Source organism: Variovorax sp. 01T439_2, assembly GCF_056398445.1.
Genome location: NZ_JBFTPJ010000059.1, coordinates 1 through 18,738, shown reverse-complemented (window position 1 = coordinate 18,738; position 18,738 = coordinate 1). Strand labels below are relative to the sequence as shown.

Genomic DNA, 18,738 nt, shown 5'->3' with positions numbered 1-18,738 from the left:
CCTATCCGCAGCTCGGCGCGCTCAACGTGATGCGGCTCGCGAGCCCGTCGTCGGCCATTCTGTCGGCGGTGGTCTTCAACGCGCTGGTCATCGTGTTCCTGATTCCGCTCGCACTCAAGGGCGTGCGCTACCGGCCAGTGGGCGCGGCCGCGCTGCTGCGCCGCAACCTGGCCATCTACGGCCTCGGCGGCCTGCTCGTTCCCTTCATCGGCATCAAGCTGATCGACTGGCTGCTGGTCGCAGTCCATCTGGTCTGAGGAGTTCTTCACCATGAACAACATCATTCGTCCCGCGCTCGTGCTCTTCGCACTGCTGAGCGCGCTCACGGGCCTGGCCTATCCGCTGGCCGTCACGGGCGCCGCCAAGGCATTGTTTCCGTCGCAGGCGGCCGGCAGCCTGGTCGTGCAGGGCGGCACCACCGTGGGCTCCAGCCTCATCGGCCAGGAGTTCAGCGATCCGAAGCACTTCTGGGGCCGGCCCTCGGCCACCGCGCCGCAGCCCTACAACGCGAGTGCTTCGGGCGGCTCGAACCTCGGGCCGCTCAACCCGGCGCTGGCCGATGCGGTCAAGCAGCGCATCGAGGCGCTGCGCGCCGCCGACCCGGGCAATGCCGCGGCCGTGCCGGTGGACCTGGTCACGGCCTCGGCCAGCGGGCTCGACCCCGACATCAGCCCCGCCGCCGCGCACTACCAGGCGCAGCGCGTGGCACGCGTGCGCGGCCTGCCGCCCGAGCAGGTGAATGCGCTGGTCGCCAGCCACACGCAGGCGCCGCTCTGGGGCTGGCTGGGCGAGCCGCGCGTCAATGTGCTGGCGCTGAATCTCGCGCTCGATGCTTCGGCAGCGGCGCGCTGAGGAGACGGAGTCATGGCCGCCGAGCCCCGCCGCGGTTCAACGCGGGCGAGCCGTGCGCCAGGCGAAGGCCGCGCAGCCGATCTGCATCGCCGCGCCGCAGAACATCGCCAGGCGCAACCCGCCGGGGCCGCCGTGCGCCGCGGCGTACACCGCGCCGAGCACCGCCACGCCGAGCGTCGCCCCCGCGATGCGCGCAACGTTGATGAGCGAAGCGGCCGTGCCCGAGCGCGCCGCATCCACGGCGCCGACGGCTTCGCCCATCAGCGGCCCGGTCGCCAGGCCCATGCCCAGCCCGGTGAGCATCAGCCCGAGCTCGGCCGGCACGATGGAGGCGCGCTGCGCGCCCAGGCCGATCAGCAGCAGCCCGCAGCCGATCACCGCCACGCCGCCGCAGGTCAGGGCGCGCGGCCCCAGCCACCCGGCCAGCCGGCCGCTGAACGGAGAGACCGCCACGAACACCAGCGACATCGGAATCAGCGCGAGGCCGGCGTGCGCGGCATCGAGCATGCCGGTGCCCTGCCAGGTCAGCGGCAGCAGGAACAGCGCGCCGTACATGCCGAAGGTCATGCCGATGGTGGCGGCCATCGCGCCGCGGAACGCCGGCACGCCGAAGATGTCGAGCGGCACCAGCGCGGCGGCGCCCTTGCCGCGCTCGATACGCACGAACAGCACGAAGGCGGCCGCGGCCGCCACCCACGCGGCGGCGGCGAGCCGCGGTGCATCGTGCGACTGGATGGCCGCAAAGGCCAGGCCGCCGAGCGCCAGGGCGCCGAAGGCCTGGGCCATGGCGTCGAAGCTGCGGTCTTCAGGGTCCGACGACTCGGCAATGGACGGCAGCGCCAGCACCAGCGCGGCAAGGCCCAGCGGAATCACCGCAAGAAAGATGCTGCGCCAGCCGAAGTGGCGGATCAGCACGCCGCCCAGCGGTGCGCCGATGGCCATCGCGAGCCCGTTGCATGCCGCCCAGATCCCGAGCGCCCGGCCGCGCTCCGCGCTGTCCTGCCAGGTCACGCGGATGATCGCGAGCGAGGCGGGCATCAGCAGCGCCGCACCCAGGCCCGCGAGCGCCCGCCCGGCGACCAGCAGCCAGACCGAAGTCGCCATGGCGCACAGCAGGGATGCGCCCGTGAAGACCGCCGCGCCCACCATGAAGATGCGGCGCCGGCCATAGAGGTCGGCCAGCAGGCCGCCGGTGAGCAGCAGCACCGCGTAGACCAGGTTGTAGCTGTCGAGCACCCACTGCAGCGCGATGACGCTTGCCGAGAAATATTCGCCGATGGGGCGTGTGCCGAGGTTGACCACCGCCATGTCGATCTGTGCGACCAGCACGGCAAGGCACAGCGTGATGAGCGCCAGGCCCTGGCGCTTGCCGGCGGCGCGTGCCGGGCTGAAGAGAGAGGCCATGTTCATGGGGCGCAGCTTCCGGGTTGCAACGTGGTTCATTCTGGGGACGCCGCAGATTCGATGCTTCGCCCCCGGGCGAATCGTTCGGGGCGCGGCTGGCATGCGTGTCGGACGATGCGCTAACCTGCGTGGCCGATGAGCGACATTCCCCGCCCTGACCCCGACGCATTGCTCGCGCAACTGCGCAGCGACGAGGCGCGCGCACTGCGCGGCAAGCTGCGCATCTACTTCGGCGCCAGCGCCGGCGTGGGCAAGACCTGGGCCATGCTGAGCGCCGCGCAGCGCGAGCGTGCCGCGGGGYGCGACGTGCTCATCGGCGTGGCCGAGACCCATGGCCGCAGCGAAACCGCCGCGCTGCTCGCGGGGCTCGAGTTGCTGCCGCTGCGCGAGGTGGACCACCGCGGCCGCAGGCTCGCCGAGTTCGATCTGGATGCCGCCCTCGCGCGCAGGCCCGCCGTGCTGCTGGTCGACGAACTGGCCCACACCAATGCGCCCGGTTCGCGCCATGCCAAGCGCTGGCAGGACGTTCAGGAGCTGCTGGCCGCAGGCATCGAGGTGTGGTCGGCGCTCAACGTGCAGCATCTGGAAAGCCTCAACGGCACGGTCGGCGCCATCACCGGCGTGCGGGTGCACGAGACCGTGCCCGACACCGTGCTCGACGAAGCCGACGAGGTGGTGCTGGTCGATGTCACGCCCGACGAGCTCGCGGCGCGGCTCGCGGCCGGCAAGGTCTACCTGCCGCAGCAGGCCGAGCGCGCTGCGCAGAATTTCTTCCGCAAGGGCAACCTGATCGCGCTGCGCGAGATTGCGCTGCGCCGCACCGCCGAGCATGTGGAAGACGACGTGCGCGGCTGGCGCGTCGAGCAGTCGGGCGCGGTCGGGCGCAACGCAAAGGACGGGCAGGGCGGCGAGCTGCAGGCCTGGAACACCTCGGGCGCGATCCTCGCGTGCGTCGGGCCGCACGAGGGCGACGCGCAGACGGTGCGCACCGCGGCGCGGCTCGCGGGCCAGCTCAACGTGCGCTGGCATGCRGCGTATGTGGAGACGCCGCGGCTGCAGCGGCTCGCCGCCGAGGAGCGCGACCGCATCCTCGCGGTGCTCAAGCTGGCCGAGGAACTGGGCGCGGCCACCGCGGTGCTCACCGGTTCCGACGTGGCCGAGCAACTGGTCGACGAGGCACGGCGGCTCAACTGCGCCACGCTGGTGCTGGGGCGGCCGGAGCCGGCCACCGGCTGGCGCCGCTGGTGGCCCGCCACGCCGATGCCGCTGCCGCGCGCGCTGGCCCGGCGCGCGCCCGCGCTCGACATCATGGAGGTCGGCCGCGCCGACAGTTCGCGCCGCCTGGCGCGTGCGCCCATCGCCGCCACGCGCGCCGACGACGGCGACCACGAGAAGGCACCCGTCCACTGGCCGGGCTACGCCTGGGCCGCGGCCGCGAGCGTCGCGCTCACGCTGTTGTGCACGCCGCTGGCCCATGTGCTGGAGCTGTCCAACATCGTGATGCTGTTCATGCTGGGCGTGGTCGGCGTGGCCATGCGCTTCGGCCGCGGGCCTTCGGCGCTCGCGGCGCTGCTCAACGTGGCGGCGTTCGACTATTTCTTCGTGCCGCCGCGGCTGTCGTTCGCGGTGAGCGATGTGCAGTACGTGCTGACCTTCGCGATCATGCTCGGCGTGGGCCTGCTCGTGGGACAGCTGATGGCGGGGCTGCGCTTTGCGGCCGGCGTGTCGACCAGCCGCGAGCGGCGCGCGCGCTCGCTGTTCGAGCTCACGCGCGAACTCTCGGCCGCGCTCGAAAGCACGCAGGTGGTGGCGCTGGGCGCCGCTGCGGTGCAGGGCCACTTCGGCGGCCAGGCGCTGGTGCTGGTCACCGACGCGGCCGACCAGCTCGTGCTGCCGAAGAACCCGCCCCAGGGCTTCGATGCGCAGGTGGCCGACTGGGCCTTCCGCCACGGCCAGCCCGCCGGCCTGGCCACCGCCACGCTGGCGGCGCAGCCTTGGCATTACGTGCCGCTGCAGGCGCCGATGCGCGTGCGCGGCGTGCTCGCGCTGTCGCCGGCGCAGCCGCGCTGGCTGCTGATACCCGAGCAGGCGCAGCAGCTCGACACGCTGGCCCGGCAGATCGCGATTGCGCTGGAGCGCGTGCACTATGTGGAGGTGGCGCAGCAGGCGGTGGTCGAGATGGAATCGGAGCGCCTGCGCAATGCGCTGCTCGGCGCCATCTCGCACGACGTGCGCACGCCGCTTACCGCTTTGATCGCGCTCGCCGAATCGCTGCAGACGCTGCCGCCCGAAGCGCACGCCGAGGCGGCGCGCGCCATCGTCGCGCAGGCGCACGAGCTGCATGCGCTGGTCAACAACCTGCTCGACATGGCGCGGCTCGAAAGCGGCATCGCGGGCGGCGCGGTGAACCTGCGGCGCGACTGGCAGTCGGTGGAAGAGGTGGTCGGCTCGGCCATCCGCGCGGCGCGCCCCGCGCTCGGCCCTACCGTGGTGCAGACCGCGCTTGAGCCCGGGCTTCCGCTGGTCGAGTTCGATGCCGTGCTGATCGAGCGCGTGCTGGTCAACCTGATCGAGAACGCCACCAAGTACGGCGCGCCGCCCATCGTGGTCGGCGCGCGGGCCGAGCCCGGCATGCTGAGGCTCACGGTGCGCGACCACGGCCCGGGCCTGCCCGCCGCCCTCTTGGGCCGCGAGCAGAAGCTGTTCGACAAGTTCACGCGCGGCCAAACCGAATCGGCCACGCCGGGCGTGGGCCTGGGCCTGGCGATCTGCCGCGCCGTGGTGAGCGCGCACGGCGGCGAGATTGCCGCGGCCAATGCGCAGGGCGGCGGTGCAGAATTCACGGTCACCCTGCCGCGCCGGGAGCCACCGGAAACTGCCGAAGAAGCCCAGCCCTGAACCCATGCCATCGCCCACCGCCATCGTGATCGAGGACGAGCCGCAGATCCGGCGCTTCGTGCGCGGCGCGCTCGAGGCCGAGGGCTGGCTGGTGCACGAGGCCGGCACGCTGCGCGACGGCCTGGCGGCGGCCGGCACGCGCCAGCCCGACCTGCTGGTGCTCGACCTCGGCCTGCCCGATGGCGATGGCGTGTCGCTGATCCGCGATGTGCGCGGCTGGTCGGYCGTGCCGATCATCGTGCTGTCCGCGCGCAGCGACGAGGCCGACAAGATCGCCGCGCTCGATGCCGGCGCCGACGACTACCTGACCAAGCCCTTCGGCACCGGCGAGCTGCTCGCGCGCGTGCGCGCCAACCTGCGCCGGCCGCGCGCGTCGGGCGGCGACGAAGCGGCAGAAGCGGTGTTCCGCTTCGGCGAGGTCGAGCTGGACCGCGCCGCGCGCATCGTGCGCCGCGCCGGCGCCGAGGTGCACCTGACGCCGACCGAGTACCGGTTGCTGTCAGTGCTCGTCGCCAACGCCGGCCGCGTGCTCACGCAGCGCCAGCTGCTGCGCGAGGTGTGGGGGCCGTCGCACACGGACCAGAGCCACTATCTGCGCATCTACATGGGGCATCTGCGGCAGAAGCTGGAATCGGATCCGGCGCAGCCGCGGCATTTGTTGACGGAGACTGCGGTGGGGTATCGGCTGGTGGTTTAGCTGGTGGGGGCCGCGCTTTGTTGGGGGCACAGAGCCCTCACCCTAGCCCTCTCCCGGAGGGAGAGGGGACAAGACCGAAGGCATGGCGTCAGGCTGTGTGTTGCTCCCTCTCCCTCCGGGAGAGGGCTGGGGTGAGGGCAACGGCACTTACGCCGCCACGCCCTTGTTCGGATTCAACAAGAACTTCTCCCCCGTCGCCTGCTTCCCATACACCCCGATCGCATCGAGCTGCAAGGCCTCGAACAACGAAACCTCCCGCGTGTAGTGGCTCGCAAACGTGGTCTTCAACTCGGCCACCACGCGCGCCTTCAGGCGCTGCACGCCTTCATCCCCGAGCTTCTGCAGGAACGGAAACAGCAGCCACCCGCCCATGCCCCACGCCATGCCGAAGTTGCGCACGAACTCCGTTGGCGAGCGATCGAGGCCGCCATAGATGTAGACCTGCTTGTGCGTGGTCGAGCCGTAGCGGCTGTATTCCTTGGCGGTGCGGTTCAGCGCCGCTTCCATGCAGCCGAGGATCTGGCCCGCGAGCTTGCCGCCGCCCGTGGCGTCGAAGGCCAGCGTGGCGCCGGTCTCGACCAGCGCCTGCGTCAGGTCTTCGAGGAAAGTGGGCGAGCTCGCGTTGCACACGTACTTCGCGCCGATGCCGCGCAGCAGCGCTTCCTGCTCGGGCTTGCGCACGATGTTGACCAGCGCGATGCCGTCCTTCTGGCAGATCTTGTTGAGCATCTGGCCCAGGTTGGATGCCGCGGCCGTGTGCACCAGCGCCTTGTGTCCTTCGCGCCGCATCGTCTCGACCATGCCGAGCGAAGTGAGCGGGTTCACGAAGCACGAGGCGCCTTCGGCCGGCGCCGTGCCCGCGGGCAGCTCCAGGCACTGGGCCGCGGCCACCGCGCGGTACTGCGAATACATCGCGCCGCCGATCGCGGCGACCGTCTTGCCCAGCAGCGCCTGCGCCGCGGCGGACGAACCGGCCTTGACCACCACGCCGGCGCCTTCGTTGCCGACCGGCATCGACTGGTCCAGCCGCCCGGCCATCGCCGGCATGGCGCGCTCGGGCACGGTGGCCGTCACGATCGGCCGCTCGGGCGTGCCGGAGACCTTGGCGGTGCCCATGTCGGCCGCGCCGAACAGCAGGCCCAGGTCCGACGGATTCATCGGCGAGGCCTCGACGCGGATCACGACTTCGTGTGCCTGGGGTTCGGGAATCGGCTCGTCGTGCAGCGAGAGTTCGAGTTCGCCGTTCGCGCGGATGAGGGAGCGCAGTTGCAGTGCCATGGATGAGCCCCTTGTGCCTCGTGGAAGAGGCAGGTTCGAAGGTGGCCCAGGGCCACGGGGCGGCCAGTATAGGAGCGGTGCGCGAAAGCTGCAGACGCCTTCAGGACACGGCAGGAACCGCCGGTGCATGGGCCAGCGCATGGCCCATCTTCTGTGCATCGAAGCGCTCGATGTAGCGCGGGATGTTGCGCCACAGCGTGTGGTAGCCGTAGCCGCCGCGGAACATCTCCTGGCGCGCGCTGTCCTTGTCCCAGCCCTGCACCGCCATGCGGTAGGCCGCCGCGACCACGCCGGTGCGGTCGGCGCCGTGCATGCAGTGGATCAGCACCGGCCCCTGCTTCTCGGCCTCGCGGATGGCCACCAGCGCGCGCAGCACCTTGGCGTCGTCGATCGACCAGGTGTTGATCGGCACGCGCACCAGGCGGATGCCGCTGCCCGCGAACACCTTCCGGTCGTCGTTGAAGGAGCGCAGGCTCACGATGGTGCGGATGCCCAGCGCCTTCAGCGCCGCCACGTTGGCAATGCGCGGCTGCGCGCTGCGGTACAGCGTGGGCGTGATGCGGTGCAGGTTCTCGACCCCGAGCGTGTCGAGTGGATCGGCCCAGTGCCCGGGGCGCGGCGCGGCGTGCGCCGCGGCGGCGTCGCTGCCGTGCCTGCGCTTGTGCTTCCTTGCGCTCATTTCGCTCGCCGCCAGTGCCGCGTCACCAGGATCAGCAGGGCCACCGCCAGCCCGCCCCAGTAGTCGACCGGCGCGCCCCAGATCCAGTGCTTGTGCCAGAACGCATCCACCGCATTGAAGCGGGCCCAGCCGAAGGCCGGGTTGATGATGAACCAGAGAAAGTCTTCGCAGACCCAGAACACGATCAGGCCCGCCACGGCTAGCCCTGCGTCGCGCCAGGTCCAGCGTCCGTTGAAGGCCAGAGGCGCAAGGAACACCAGCACCATGAAGGTGAAGACCCAGGCGTGATAGCCCGTCATGGCGCGCCCGCCCCAGAAGATGTCGAGCCAGATGCTGTTCTCGATGCGCCAGGTAGGCAGCGAGGTGGCCCAGCCGGCGCCGCCTTCGATCTGGATCTCGGCGTTGGCAAAGAAGAAGGCCATCACCACCACCCACGCGAGGTAGCCGAGCGTGCGGGCCACGCTCGTCTTCTCCACGGCGCCCGTCATGCGGCTTCGCCCAGCACGTGGCGCAGCACCGCGGCCGCCGCGCGCGGCTTGCCGAGCGCGCGGCTGCGCTGGGCCATGGATGCGAGCTTGGCGGGGTCGGCCATCAGGCGCGCCACCTTGTAGTCGAGGCCGATGGCGTCGTAGGCGAGCCAGCCCGCGCCTTCTTCCATCAGGAAACCGGCGTTGTGTTCTTCCTGGCCCGGAATCGGCGAGATCAGCAGCATCGGCTTGCCGAGCGCCAGGCATTCCGACACCGTGAGGCCGCCCGGCTTGGTCACGACCAGGTCGGCCGCGGCCATGAGCTTGTGCATCTCGTTGGTGAAGCCGATGGCCACCACGCGCCCCGGATGGCGGGCGGCCAGGGCCTGCAGCTTGCCGTGGGCCTCGGCGTTGCGGCCGGCCACGGCAATCACCTGCAGGCCGCTGTCGCCGCCGAGCGAGAGCACGCGCTCGACCATGCTCGCCAGGTCGCCGACGCCCGCGCCGCCCGAGGCCATCAGCAGCACCGGCCGCGCGGGGTCGAGGCCGAGCGCCGCGGCGCAGGCATGGCGCGCGAGCGCCGGCGCATCGGGTTCGGAAAAAGCCGGCATCACCGGAATGCCCGTCACGTGGATGYGCCCTTCGGGAATGCCGCGCGCGCGCAGCCTGAAGGCCACTTCTTCCGTTGCGGCCAGGTAGCCCGCCATGCCCGGCACCAGCCACATGTTGTGCAGGTCGTAGTCGGTGATCTGCAGCCACACCGGGTAGTCGATGCGGCCGCGGTTGCGCTCGCGCATCAGCAGCTCGGCGGGCAGGAAGTGGGTGCAGATCACGGCGTCGGGCTTCTCGCGGCGGATCTCGCGCACGAGGGCGCCGGTGCTCAGCCGCTCGATGCCGCGGCGCAGGCGCTGCGAAGGCGCGTGGTGCGGCGTGGCATCGGTGCGCTGGTGCAGGTAGGACCACAGCTCGGGCGCGCGGTTCACGAGCTGGATGTACCAGTCGGTGTAGACCTTGCGGAAACCGCCGGCCACATGGGCCATGGCGTCGATGTGGACCGCCGTGTGCGGCGGGGTCGATTGCACCGCGGCTTCGAGGGCTTGTGCTGCGCGCACGTGGCCGTTGCCGGCGCTCACGCTGAGGATCAGTATCTTGGTCATGCGGGTGGAGGCCGCTGGCGGGCCATTGGCGCGCATTATCCCCATGCATTGCGACACATCCCGCGGGCGGCCGCCATCGGCGAAAATGCGGCTGCGCACCGCTCCACCGGGCGTGACCCGCCTGCCCCCAAACCGACCGCGCCCCCGCATGACCGACGCCCCCGCCCCGATCCGCCTCAACAAACGCATGGCCGAGCTCGGCCTCTGCTCGCGCCGCGAGGCCGACGAATGGATCGCCAACGGCTGGGTGAAGGTGAACGGCAAGCCGGCCGAAATGGGCGTGAAGGTCACGCCGTCCGACCGCATCGAGGTCGACAAGGCCGCCAAGGGCCAGCAGGCGAACCAGGTCACCATCCTCATCAACAAGCCCATCGGCTACGTGAGCGGCCAGGCCGAAGACGGCCATGAGCCCGCGGTGACGCTCTTCACGCCGCAGAACCGCTGGGCCGAGGACAACGCGCGCTTCTTCTTCAGCCCGCAGCAGCTGCGCGGCCTGGCGCCCTGCGGGCGGCTCGACATCGATTCGATCGGCCTGCTGGTGATGACGCAGGACGGGCGCATCGCGCGCCAGCTGATCGGCGAGGACTCGGTGATGGAGAAGGAGTACCTGGTGCGCGTGGCCTACCACGGCCTGGGCCAGCCGGCGCCCACCGGGCAGCTGGTGCGCATGGACGACGACGATCCTGTCACGACCAACGTGCAGGCGGTTTTTCCGCCGGCGATGCTCGCCAGGCTGCGCCACGGCCTGAGCCTCGATGGCCAGCCGCTCAAGCCGGCGCGGGTCGAATGGCAGAACCCCGAGCAATTGCGCTTCGTGCTCACCGAGGGCAAGAAGCGGCAGATCCGCCGCATGTGCGAGCTGGTCGGCCTGAAGGTGGTGGGCCTGAAGCGCGTGCGCATCGGCAAGGTGATGCTCGGCAACCTGCCCGTCGGGCAGTGGCGCTACCTCGGTCCGCACGAGAAGTTCTGAGCCGCCGCCGATGGCCGTGGTGCTGAACCAGCGCGCATTGAACCGGGCCACGCTGGCGCGGCAGATGCTGCTGGAGCGGCGCAAGGCGGCTCCCGCGCAGGCCATCGAAAAGCTCGCGGGCCTGCAGGCGCAGGCGCCCAACCCACCCTACATCGGCCTGTGGAGCCGGCTCGAAGGCTTTCGCCGCGAGCAGCTGACCGAAGCCCTGAAGCAGCGCCGCGTCGTGCGCATGTCGGCGATGCGCGCGACCCTGCACCTGGTGGCTGCATCGGATGCACTGGCCTGGCGGCCGCTGCTCGAGCCCGTGCATCAGCGCGGATTGAAGGGCAGCAGCCACGCGCGGGCGCTCGAAGGCATCGACCGTGCGGCGGTGGTGGAGGCGGGCCTCGCGCTGCTGCGCGAAAGCCCGCTCACCAGCGCCGAACTCGGCCAGGCCCTGGCGGCGCGCTTTGAAGACCGCGAGCCCGCCTCGCTCGCCGCACTCATCCGCAACAGCGTGCCGCTGGTGCACCTGCCGCCCGCGGGCAGCTGGAACGCGCACCAGGGCGCACGGCTGCAGCCCATCGCGCAGTGGCTCGGCGAATCCGCTGCCGACGCCGCACCGGCCACGCAGGACGCGCTGCTGCTGCGCTACCTCGCGGCCTTCGGCCCCGCCACGCTGGCCGATGCGGGCGCATGGTCGGGCCTCACGGGCTGGAAGGCCGTGGCCGAGCGCCTGCGGCCGCAGCTGCGCAGCTTCATCGGCGAGCAGGGGCAGGAGCTGTTCGACCTGCCGCGTGCGACGCGTCCCGACGCCGACACACCCGCGCCGCCGCGCCTGGTCGCCGAATGGGACAACCTGCTGCTCTCGCACGCCGACCGCAGCCGCGTGATGAGCGAGGCGCACCGCGCGCGCGTGTTCACCGCCAACGGCATCGTGCGCGGCACGGTGCTGCTCGATGGTTTCGTCGCGGGCGTCTGGAAGATCGAGCGCGCGGCGAAGAACAACGCGGCCGCGGTGGTGCTGGAGCCCTTCACGCGCTGGCCGAAGGCCGGCCGGATCGGCGTGGAGGAAGAGGCCCTGCGCCTGCTGGCCTTTGCGGCGGATGGCGAGGGCGGGCGGCACGAGGTCCGCGTGCTAAGCCCCGCCTAAGACTCCGCTCCTACGCTGCGCCACGGCGCAGGGCACTACCGGTCATCCCGACCGCGTGCTACCTTGCCGCCCAAGGAGTCGACGCGATGCGAGTGCTGCTGGTGGAAGACGACGAGATGATCGGGCGCAGCCTGAAGCAGGCGCTCGAGGGCGCGGGCTGGTCGGCCGAGCTCGCGCGCATGCGGGCCGTGGTGCGCCGGCGCGACGGCGCCGCGCATTCGCTGATCGGCGGCAGCACCATGCAGCTGGACCTCACCACGCGCGAGGTGCTGGTCGATGGCGTGCGCGAGGCGCTCACCGCGCGCGAGTTCGCGCTGCTGCACGCCCTGCTCGAGCGGCCCGGCGCCATCCTCTCGCGCGAGCAGCTCGAGAACCGCATCTACGGCTGGGGCGAGGAAGTGACCAGCAACGCCATCGACGTGCTGATCCACGGCATGCGCCGCAAGCTCGGCGCGGAATCGATCCGCAACGTGCGCGGGCTCGGCTGGCGCGTGGCGGCATGAGCGCGGCGCCGGGCCGCCCCAAGCAAGCTCGCACCGCRGTGCGAAGCACGGAGGTATTCAGATGAGCGCGGCGCCGGGCCGCCCCAAGCGAGCTCGCACCGCAGTGCGAAGCACGGAGGTATTCAGATGACCTCAGTGCCGGGCCGCTGGTGGCGCCCGCGCTCGCTGCGCACGCAGCTCCTGTTCTGGCTCGTCACGCTGCACCTGGTGGCGGCCGCGCTCACGGCGTGGTTCACCTTCGTGGCCTATGGCGACCTGGTGCACAACGCGCTCGACGAGCAGATGCGGCTGGTGGCCGATTCCTATGCGGGCAGCGATCCGCCGCGCACGCCGCGCCCGCTCGACGGCAACGCCGCCCTCGTGCGCGGCGCCTTCGTGGTGCAGCTCTGGAGCGCCGACGGCCGCACGCTGCGCGCAAGCTCGTGGCCACCGCTGGCGGTGGTGCCGTTGCGGCCGCAGCCGGGTTTCAGTGATGCGAGCGCCGATGCGCCCGCGCCCTCACGCTGGCGCGTGTTCACGGCCGAGGCCGGGCCGCGCGCCGACCAGCCGCGCGTGCAGGTGCTGCAGAACGAGGACTACCGCCGGCGCCGTGCCCTGCGCCGTGCGCTGCTCGAAGGCCTGCCGATCGCGCTGCTGCTGCCGCTGGCCTTGCTGATCCTGTGGCTCATCGTGTCGGCGGCTTCGCGCTCGCTGCGCGCGGTGGCGCGCGACGTGGCCTCGCAGGACGAGCGCCGCCCCACCGAGCTGTCGCTGGCGCGCGTGCCGGACGAGATCGCGCCGCTGGTGCAGGCCTTCAACCAGCTACTGTCGCGCATGCGCAGTGCCTTCGCCACGCAGCGCCGCTTCGTGCAGGACGCGGCCCACGAGCTGCGCACGCCGATGGCCGCGATCGGCCTGCAGATCGAGAACCTGCGCGCACACGTGCCCGCGGGCGAAGCCACCGAGCGCTTCAACCAGCTGGAAGCCGGCGTCACGCGCGCGCAGCACCTGATCGAGCAGCTGCTGAGCCTCTCGCGGCAGGACGCGCCGGGGCGTCCCATGCCGGGCGAGCCGGTCGACATCGAGACCCTGCTGCGCGAGAGCGTGAGCCAGCTGATGGTGCTGGCCGATGCGCGGCGCGTGGACATCGGCTTCGAGGGCTCGATCGCGCCCGTGGTGCAGGCGCCGGCCGCCGAGCTGCGCAGCGTGTTCGACAACCTGATCGACAACGCGCTGCGCTATGCGCCCGAAGGCGGCGTGGTCGACGTGCGGCTGCACGAGATCGACGGGCATGCGGTGGTCGACGTGCTCGACAACGGCCCGGGCATTCCGGCCTCGGCCATCGGCCGCGTGTTCGACCGTTTCTTTCGCGTGCCGGGTGCGCCGGTGGGCGGCAGCGGCCTCGGGCTGGCGATTGCGCGCACCGCGGCCGAGCGGCACGGCCTGCGGATCGAGCTGCGCAACCGCGATGAAGCAGAAGAGGGCGGCAGTCCGGGGCTGCTGGCACGGGTGCACCTGCCTGCGGCATCAATGCCGCTCACGCCGGGCTAATTTCCTGCTCACGGCCCGCTCAGCCGGGCTGCCTAGAGTGCATGCAGGCCCTGCCACGCGCAGTTCGCGCGCTGGCACGCGGCCGGAGACAAACCCTCAGGAGCACACACCATGCGCACTTCCTCCAAGCTTCTTGCCCTTGCTTCTTTCGCCGCGTTCGCGGCGCTCGGTGCCGTGAATGCATCGGCCGAAACGACCGACGGCTCCGACTACCACCCGCTGCAGATGAACTCGCCCGAGAACCCCGAGGTGCAGGCCGGCGCGATGGCCGCCGCGCGGCCCAGCGGCACCGAGTCCATCGGCCAGTCGACCAGCGCGCCGGCCATGAACTCGACGACGCCGGTGTCCGACGTGCAGGCCGGCGCCTATGCGGCCTCGCATGCGACGGGCACCGAATCGATCGGGCAGTCGACCGCGCTGCCGCTCGTGCAGTCGGCCAACGGCAGCTGACGATCAGTCAGTCGTCGCGTCGCTGTTCGCGAGCAGTGCGCGGTAGATCAGCGCGCCGATGATCGCGCCCGCGATGGGCGCAACCCAGAACAGCCACAGCTCCGACACCGCGTAGGACGGGCCGAACAGCGCCGGGCCCGTACTGCGCGCGGGGTTCACCGAGGTGTTGGTGACCGGAATGGAGATCAGGTGGATCAGCGTGAGGCACAGGCCGATGGCCAGGCCCGCGAAGCCGCCGGCCGCGCGCTTGGCGGTGGCGCCGAGGATCACGATCAGGAACACCGCGGTCATCACCACCTCGCACACCAGCGCGGCGGTCATGCCGTACTTGCCGGGCGAGTGCTCGCCGAAGCCGTTGGTGGCAAAGCCGCCGATGTCGGCGCCGGGCTTGCCGGTGGCAATCAGGTAGAGCACGCCGGCCGCGGCAATTGCACCCAGCACCTGCGAGACGATGTAGCCCGCGAGCTGCGAGGCCTTGAAGCGCCCCGCGGCCGCGAGGCCGATCGACACCGCGGGATTGAAGTGGCCGCCCGAGATGGGGCCGAGCGCATAGGCACCGGTCACCACCGTGAGGCCGAACGCCAGCGCGACACCCAGGAAGCCGATGCCCAGGTTGTTGGGAAAGGCCGCCGCCAGCACCGCGCTTCCGCAGCCGCCCAGCGTGAGCCAGAAAGTACCAATGAACTCGGCCGACCACTTTTTGTAGGTGCTATGTTCCATCTGCTCCATCCCTCCAGAAGTTGAAAAAATTGCGTGGCCCAGGGCCATGCGCGGGCGGATTCTAGGAACGTAAACAGCATGCGTCACGCATGTTGTTGCAGCTGGCGGAACCTGTTCACAGTTGAGCGGTCTTTTGTTTCTGACACGCGTTGCGCAAACCGCTAAACGGCGTGGTCAGGGCACGACGACGATCTTGCCGAAGGCGCCGCGCGCGAGGTGGTCGAGCGCATCGGGCACGTCGTCGAAGGCGTAGCGCGCCGCGATCACGGGCTCGAGCGCATTGGCGTCGACGGCGCGCACCAGGTCTTCGAGCGCGCGCCGATGGCCCACGCCAATGCCCTGCACCGTGACGCGGCCGAGCACCATCGCGTAGAACGATGCGCTGAGCGTCTCGCCGCCGAGCATGCCGATGATCGACACGCGCCCGCCCTGCGCCACCGCCTGCAGCGAACGGTCGAGGTTCGGCCCGCTCGCGAGTTCGAGCACGTGGTCGGCGCCGCGCCCTTGCGTGAGGCGGCGCACTTCGGCCGGCCAGTCGCCCTCGCGCATCAGCACCTCGCTGGCGCCCAGCGCCAGCGTCTGCGCGCACTTCTCCTCGCTGCCCGTGACCACGATGGCGCGCGCGCCATGCAGCCGCGCGAGCTGCACGCCGAACAGCGCCACGCCGCCGGTGCCGTGGACCAGCACGGTCTGGCCGGGCCGCAGCGCGCCGGTCTCGGCCAGCGCGAACCAGGCCGTGAGGCCGGCGCACGGCAGCGTGCTGGCCTGCGCGAAATCGAGCGTGGCGGGTGCAGCCACGGCCCAGGCCGCGTCGATCAGCACGTGCGAGGCCAGCATGCCCGGGCCGGGGCCGCCCATCGGCACGGCCTCGGCCGGCCAGTGGCTGTCGATCCAGCCGCCCCAGAAGGTGTTGACCACGCGGTCGCCCACGGCCAGGCGCTGCACGCCCGGTCCGGTCGCCACCACCGTGCCGGCCATGTCGGAACCGGGCGTGAAGGGCAGGTCGAACGTCATGCCCATGCCGTCGCGGATCATCAGCAAGTCGCGGTAGTTGAGCGACACCGCGCCCACCTCGACGAGGACCTGGCCCGGACCGGGCGTGGGCAGCGGCAGCGCCACCTGTTCGAGCTGCTCGCGGCCGAAGGAAGAAAGTTGCCAGCGCCTGAGCGTTCTGCTTGCCTGCATGAAAAAGCCTCCACAAAAAAAGAAGCCTTCATGCTATTGGCGAGTTGATCTATCCAGTGGCGGATAATTTTCAACGTCATGGCGCCTGAAAGTATCCAATGAGTCCACGCCTGCAAGGCATCGAAGAGTTCGTGGCCGCGGTGGAGGCCGGCAGCTTTGCGCGCGCGGCCGAGCGGCTGCACGTCACGCGCTCGGCGGTGGCCAAGAGCATCGGGCGGCTCGAGGCGCGGCTGGGCACGCGGCTCTTCCTGCGCACCACGCGCAGCCAGAGCCTCACCGAGGAAGGCCACGGCTACTACGAGCGCTGCCGGCGCGTGCTGGCCGAGCTCGACGCCGCCGAGGCCATGGCCGATGCCGCGCGCAGCACCGCGGCCGGGCTGGTGCGCCTGAGCATGCCGGCCATGCTGGGGCGGCTGAAGGTCGGGCCGCTGCTGCTCGCGCTGGCGCGCCGGCATCCGGGGCTGTCGCTGGAGCTTTCCTTCAACGACCGGCGCGTGGACCTCGTCGAAGACGGTCTGGACCTGGCCATCCGCAGCGGCGAGCTGGCCGACAGCGCCGAGCTGGTCGCGCGGCCGGTTGGCGTGCAATGGATGGCGCTGTGCGCCGCGCCCGCCTACCTGGCCGAGCGCGGGCGCCCGGGCAGCGTGGCCGAGCTGGGCGCATCGCCGTCGCACGAGGCGGTGCTCTATGCGCGCGACGGGCAGGTCTCGCCCTGGCGCTTCCACGACGCCGATGGCCGGCCAGTCGAAGTGGTGCTGCCCTCGCGGCTGCGCTGCGACAGCGCCGAGGTGCTGCTCGAAGCCGCCATCGGCGGCATGGGGCTGGCGCGCCTGCCGGCCTGGCTCGCGGCCGATGCGCTGGCGGCCGGCACGCTGGTGCGCGTGTTCGAGGAGCCGCGGCCCTTCGGATTCGCGCTCAACGTGATCCGCTCGCGCAGCCGCTACCTGCCGCACAAGACACGCGTGGTGGTCGACTGGCTGGCCGAGCACCTGCCGCCGCTGCTGGCGGCCCGCTGAGCGGCTTTGCCCGCTATCCTCGGGTCGCCTTTCATCCACTCATCCACCGGAGAACGCATGCGCCCCTTTGTCCAGAGGAATGCCGCGGCCCTTGCCGCCTGCGCGGGCGCCATGGCCTTGCTTTTTGCTTCGGGCGCGGCGGCCGAGGGCACGGTGAATGCGCTGTGCAGCACCGACGCGGGCTGGTGCGAAGCCGCGGCCGCCGCCTTCACGCGCGAGACCGGCATCCGGGTGCAGCAGGCGCACAAGGGCACCGGCGAGATCGGCGCCCAACTGCGCGCCGAGGCCGCCAATCCCAAGACCGACATCTGGTGGGGCGGCACCGGCGACCCGTTCCTGCAGGCGGCCGAGCAAGGCCTGCTCGAAGCCTACCGGCCGGCCTACATCAACGACCTGCACGACTGGTCGGTGCGCCAGTACGCGATGTCGCAGAACATGGTGGGCGGCTTCTACACCAGCGCCATCGGCTTCGGCTTCAACACCGAGCTGCTCAGGCGCAAGAAGCTGCACGAGCCCAAATGCTGGGCCGACCTCGCCAAGCCCGAATACCGGGGCGAGATCGAGATCTCGCATCCGGCCTCCAGCGGCACGGCCTACACCATCATCGCGGGCCTGGTGCAGCAGATGGGCGAGGACGCGGCCTTCGACTATCTGAAGAAGCTGCACCGCAACGTCACCAGCTACACCCGCAGCGGCCAGGCGCAGGCGCCCAACGTGGCCAAGGGCGAGGTGGCAGTGGGCGTGAGCTTCATCTTCGGCTTCGAGCGCTGGCGGTACGACAAATTCCCGGTCAAGACGGCCGCGCCCTGCGAGGGCACGAGCTACGAGGTCGGCGGCATCGCGCTGGTCAAGGGCGCGCGCAACAAGGAGAATGCGAAGCGCTACTACGACTGGCTCATGAGCCCGGCCGGCCAGGCGATCGGCGGGCAGGTCGGCAGCCTGCAGTCGCCCGCCAACAAGACCTTCAAGCCCGATGCGCGCATTCCCTCGATGAGCGACGTGAAGCTCATCAAGTACGACTTCGAGAAATACGGCAGGGCCGCCGAGCGCAAGCGGCTGATCGACCGCTGGACCCGCGAGGTGGAATCGCAGGCCCGGTAGGCCTATTGTTTTTCGGGGCGAAAGCCCCAACTCGCAGAGTTGGCGAGTCGGGCGTGCGGTCAAGGCCGCCCGGCTTAGAATTTTTTGGCTTCGATATTTCTTCTCTTCCCATGGCTGATTCTTCCAACACGAAACTCCCGTTCCAGGCTGAAGTCGCGCAGCTGCTGCACCTTGTCACGCATGCGCTCTACTCGAACAAGGAAATCTTCCTGCGCGAGCTGATCTCGAACGCATCGGACGCCTGCGACAAGCTGCGCTTCGAGGCGCTCGACCACCCCGAGCTGTATGAAGACCAGACCGAGCTGGACGTGCGGCTTTCCTTCGACAAGGCCGCGCGCACCATCACCATCACCGACAAGGGCATCGGCCTGTCGCGCCAGGAGGCCATCGAGAACCTCGGCACCATTGCCAAAAGTGGTACCAAGGACTTCGTGAGCAAGCTCAGCGGCGACCAGAAGGCCGATGCACAGCTGATCGGCCAGTTTGGCGTGGGCTTCTATTCGGGCTTCATCGTGGCCGACAAGATCACGGTCGAATCGCGCCGCGCGGGCCTGCCGCCCGAGCAGGGCGTGCGCTGGACGAGCGGCGGCGCGGGCGACTTCGAGGTGGCCGACATCACGCGCCCCGAGCGCGGCACCCGCATCACGCTGCACCTGCGCGACGACGCCGACGAATACCTCAACGCCTGGAAGCTCAAGC

At 70.8% G+C, this 18,738-nt stretch carries 18 protein-coding genes and 1 pseudogene; 12 read left to right on the top strand and 7 right to left on the bottom strand.

Features of this window, described 5'->3' with window-relative positions:
• Positions 1 to 257 (top strand): annotated as a pseudogene (locus AC1DOC_RS04865) (potassium-transporting ATPase subunit B); the annotation flags it as partial.
• 13 nt (positions 258 to 270) lie between these two features.
• Positions 271 to 852 (top strand): potassium-transporting ATPase subunit KdpC, encoded by a 582-nt coding sequence (kdpC, locus tag AC1DOC_RS04860; protein ID WP_478084597.1) that lies wholly within the window; start codon positions 271 to 273, stop codon positions 850 to 852.
• Between the two features lie 36 nt (positions 853 to 888).
• On the opposite strand, the gene AC1DOC_RS04855 is transcribed toward kdpC, so the two are convergent.
• Entirely contained in the window at positions 889 to 2,262 is a 1,374-nt protein-coding gene (locus AC1DOC_RS04855; RefSeq protein WP_478084595.1) for an MFS transporter, read from the bottom strand.
• 129 nt (positions 2,263 to 2,391) lie between these two features.
• Here AC1DOC_RS04855 and AC1DOC_RS04850 point away from each other — a divergent pair, with 129 nt between their 5' ends.
• Positions 2,392 to 5,154: a DUF4118 domain-containing protein gene (locus AC1DOC_RS04850; protein WP_478129474.1), complete on the top strand. Its 2,763-nt coding sequence runs from the start codon at positions 2,392 to 2,394 to the stop codon at positions 5,152 to 5,154.
• A 4-nt stretch (positions 5,155 to 5,158) separates the two neighbouring features.
• Positions 5,159 to 5,851: a two-component system response regulator KdpE gene (gene kdpE / locus AC1DOC_RS04845; RefSeq protein WP_478129473.1), complete on the top strand. Its 693-nt coding sequence runs from the start codon at positions 5,159 to 5,161 to the stop codon at positions 5,849 to 5,851.
• 147 nt (positions 5,852 to 5,998) lie between these two features.
• Here the strand turns inward: kdpE and AC1DOC_RS04840 are convergent, their stop codons facing one another.
• The 4 genes from AC1DOC_RS04840 to AC1DOC_RS04825 form a co-directional block, all read right to left on the bottom strand.
• Positions 5,999 to 7,129, bottom strand: coding sequence for a zinc-binding dehydrogenase (locus AC1DOC_RS04840; protein ID WP_478081458.1), 1,131 nt, complete (start codon positions 7,127 to 7,129; stop codon positions 5,999 to 6,001).
• 100 nt (positions 7,130 to 7,229) lie between these two features.
• On the bottom strand, positions 7,230 to 7,808 hold the full coding sequence (locus tag AC1DOC_RS04835; protein WP_478081459.1) for a dual specificity protein phosphatase family protein: 579 nt from the start codon (positions 7,806 to 7,808) through the stop codon (positions 7,230 to 7,232).
• The gene (locus tag AC1DOC_RS04830) at positions 7,805 to 8,296 is read right to left on the bottom strand and encodes a hypothetical protein (protein ID WP_028254081.1); all 492 of its coding nucleotides are present in this window, start codon (positions 8,294 to 8,296) and stop codon (positions 7,805 to 7,807) included. Before AC1DOC_RS04830 ends, AC1DOC_RS04835 begins: the two co-directional genes overlap by 4 nt.
• Positions 8,293 to 9,432 carry an MGDG synthase family glycosyltransferase gene (locus tag AC1DOC_RS04825; protein ID WP_478129472.1) on the bottom strand — a complete coding sequence of 380 codons (1,140 nt, stop codon included), beginning with the start codon at positions 9,430 to 9,432 and terminating at the stop codon, positions 8,293 to 8,295. Before AC1DOC_RS04825 ends, AC1DOC_RS04830 begins: the two co-directional genes overlap by 4 nt.
• Before the next feature lie 148 nt (positions 9,433 to 9,580).
• On the opposite strand from AC1DOC_RS04825, the gene AC1DOC_RS04820 reads away from it, so the two are divergent.
• From AC1DOC_RS04820 to AC1DOC_RS04800, 5 genes are all read left to right on the top strand, one after another.
• Entirely contained in the window at positions 9,581 to 10,402 is an 822-nt protein-coding gene (locus tag AC1DOC_RS04820) for a pseudouridine synthase (RefSeq protein ID WP_015867735.1), read from the top strand.
• Positions 10,403 to 10,412: 10 nt separating this feature from the next.
• Positions 10,413 to 11,534: a winged helix DNA-binding domain-containing protein gene (locus AC1DOC_RS04815; protein ID WP_478081462.1), complete on the top strand. Its 1,122-nt coding sequence runs from the start codon at positions 10,413 to 10,415 to the stop codon at positions 11,532 to 11,534.
• An 86-nt stretch (positions 11,535 to 11,620) separates the two neighbouring features.
• Positions 11,621 to 12,037, top strand: coding sequence for a winged helix-turn-helix domain-containing protein (locus AC1DOC_RS04810; RefSeq protein ID WP_478129471.1), 417 nt, complete (start codon positions 11,621 to 11,623; stop codon positions 12,035 to 12,037).
• Between the two features lie 126 nt (positions 12,038 to 12,163).
• Positions 12,164 to 13,567 carry a sensor histidine kinase gene (locus AC1DOC_RS04805; RefSeq protein ID WP_478081464.1) on the top strand — a complete coding sequence of 468 codons (1,404 nt, stop codon included), beginning with the start codon at positions 12,164 to 12,166 and terminating at the stop codon, positions 13,565 to 13,567.
• A gap of 111 nt (positions 13,568 to 13,678) precedes the next feature.
• Positions 13,679 to 14,017, top strand: a complete 339-nt coding sequence (locus tag AC1DOC_RS04800; protein WP_018905125.1) for a hypothetical protein — start codon at positions 13,679 to 13,681, stop codon at positions 14,015 to 14,017.
• Between the two features lie 3 nt (positions 14,018 to 14,020).
• On the opposite strand, the gene aqpZ is transcribed toward AC1DOC_RS04800, so the two are convergent.
• Both aqpZ and AC1DOC_RS04790 read right to left on the bottom strand, forming a co-directional pair.
• The gene (gene aqpZ / locus AC1DOC_RS04795; RefSeq protein ID WP_026284076.1) at positions 14,021 to 14,737 is read right to left on the bottom strand and encodes an aquaporin Z; all 717 of its coding nucleotides are present in this window, start codon (positions 14,735 to 14,737) and stop codon (positions 14,021 to 14,023) included.
• A 174-nt stretch (positions 14,738 to 14,911) separates the two neighbouring features.
• Complete coding sequence (locus AC1DOC_RS04790) at positions 14,912 to 15,922, bottom strand: zinc-dependent alcohol dehydrogenase family protein (RefSeq protein WP_436037329.1); 1,011 nt, start codon at positions 15,920 to 15,922, stop codon at positions 14,912 to 14,914.
• 98 nt (positions 15,923 to 16,020) lie between these two features.
• On the opposite strand from AC1DOC_RS04790, the gene AC1DOC_RS04785 reads away from it, so the two are divergent.
• From AC1DOC_RS04785 to AC1DOC_RS04775, 3 genes are all read left to right on the top strand, one after another.
• Positions 16,021 to 16,938, top strand: coding sequence for a LysR family transcriptional regulator (locus tag AC1DOC_RS04785; RefSeq protein ID WP_478084591.1), 918 nt, complete (start codon positions 16,021 to 16,023; stop codon positions 16,936 to 16,938).
• A gap of 57 nt (positions 16,939 to 16,995) precedes the next feature.
• Positions 16,996 to 18,039, top strand: coding sequence for an ABC transporter substrate-binding protein (locus tag AC1DOC_RS04780; RefSeq protein WP_436037325.1), 1,044 nt, complete (start codon positions 16,996 to 16,998; stop codon positions 18,037 to 18,039).
• Positions 18,040 to 18,149: 110 nt separating this feature from the next.
• Positions 18,150 to 18,738, top strand: a 589-nt coding sequence (locus tag AC1DOC_RS04775) for an ATP-binding protein (protein WP_478129470.1), incomplete at its 3' end; no start/stop codon positions are given.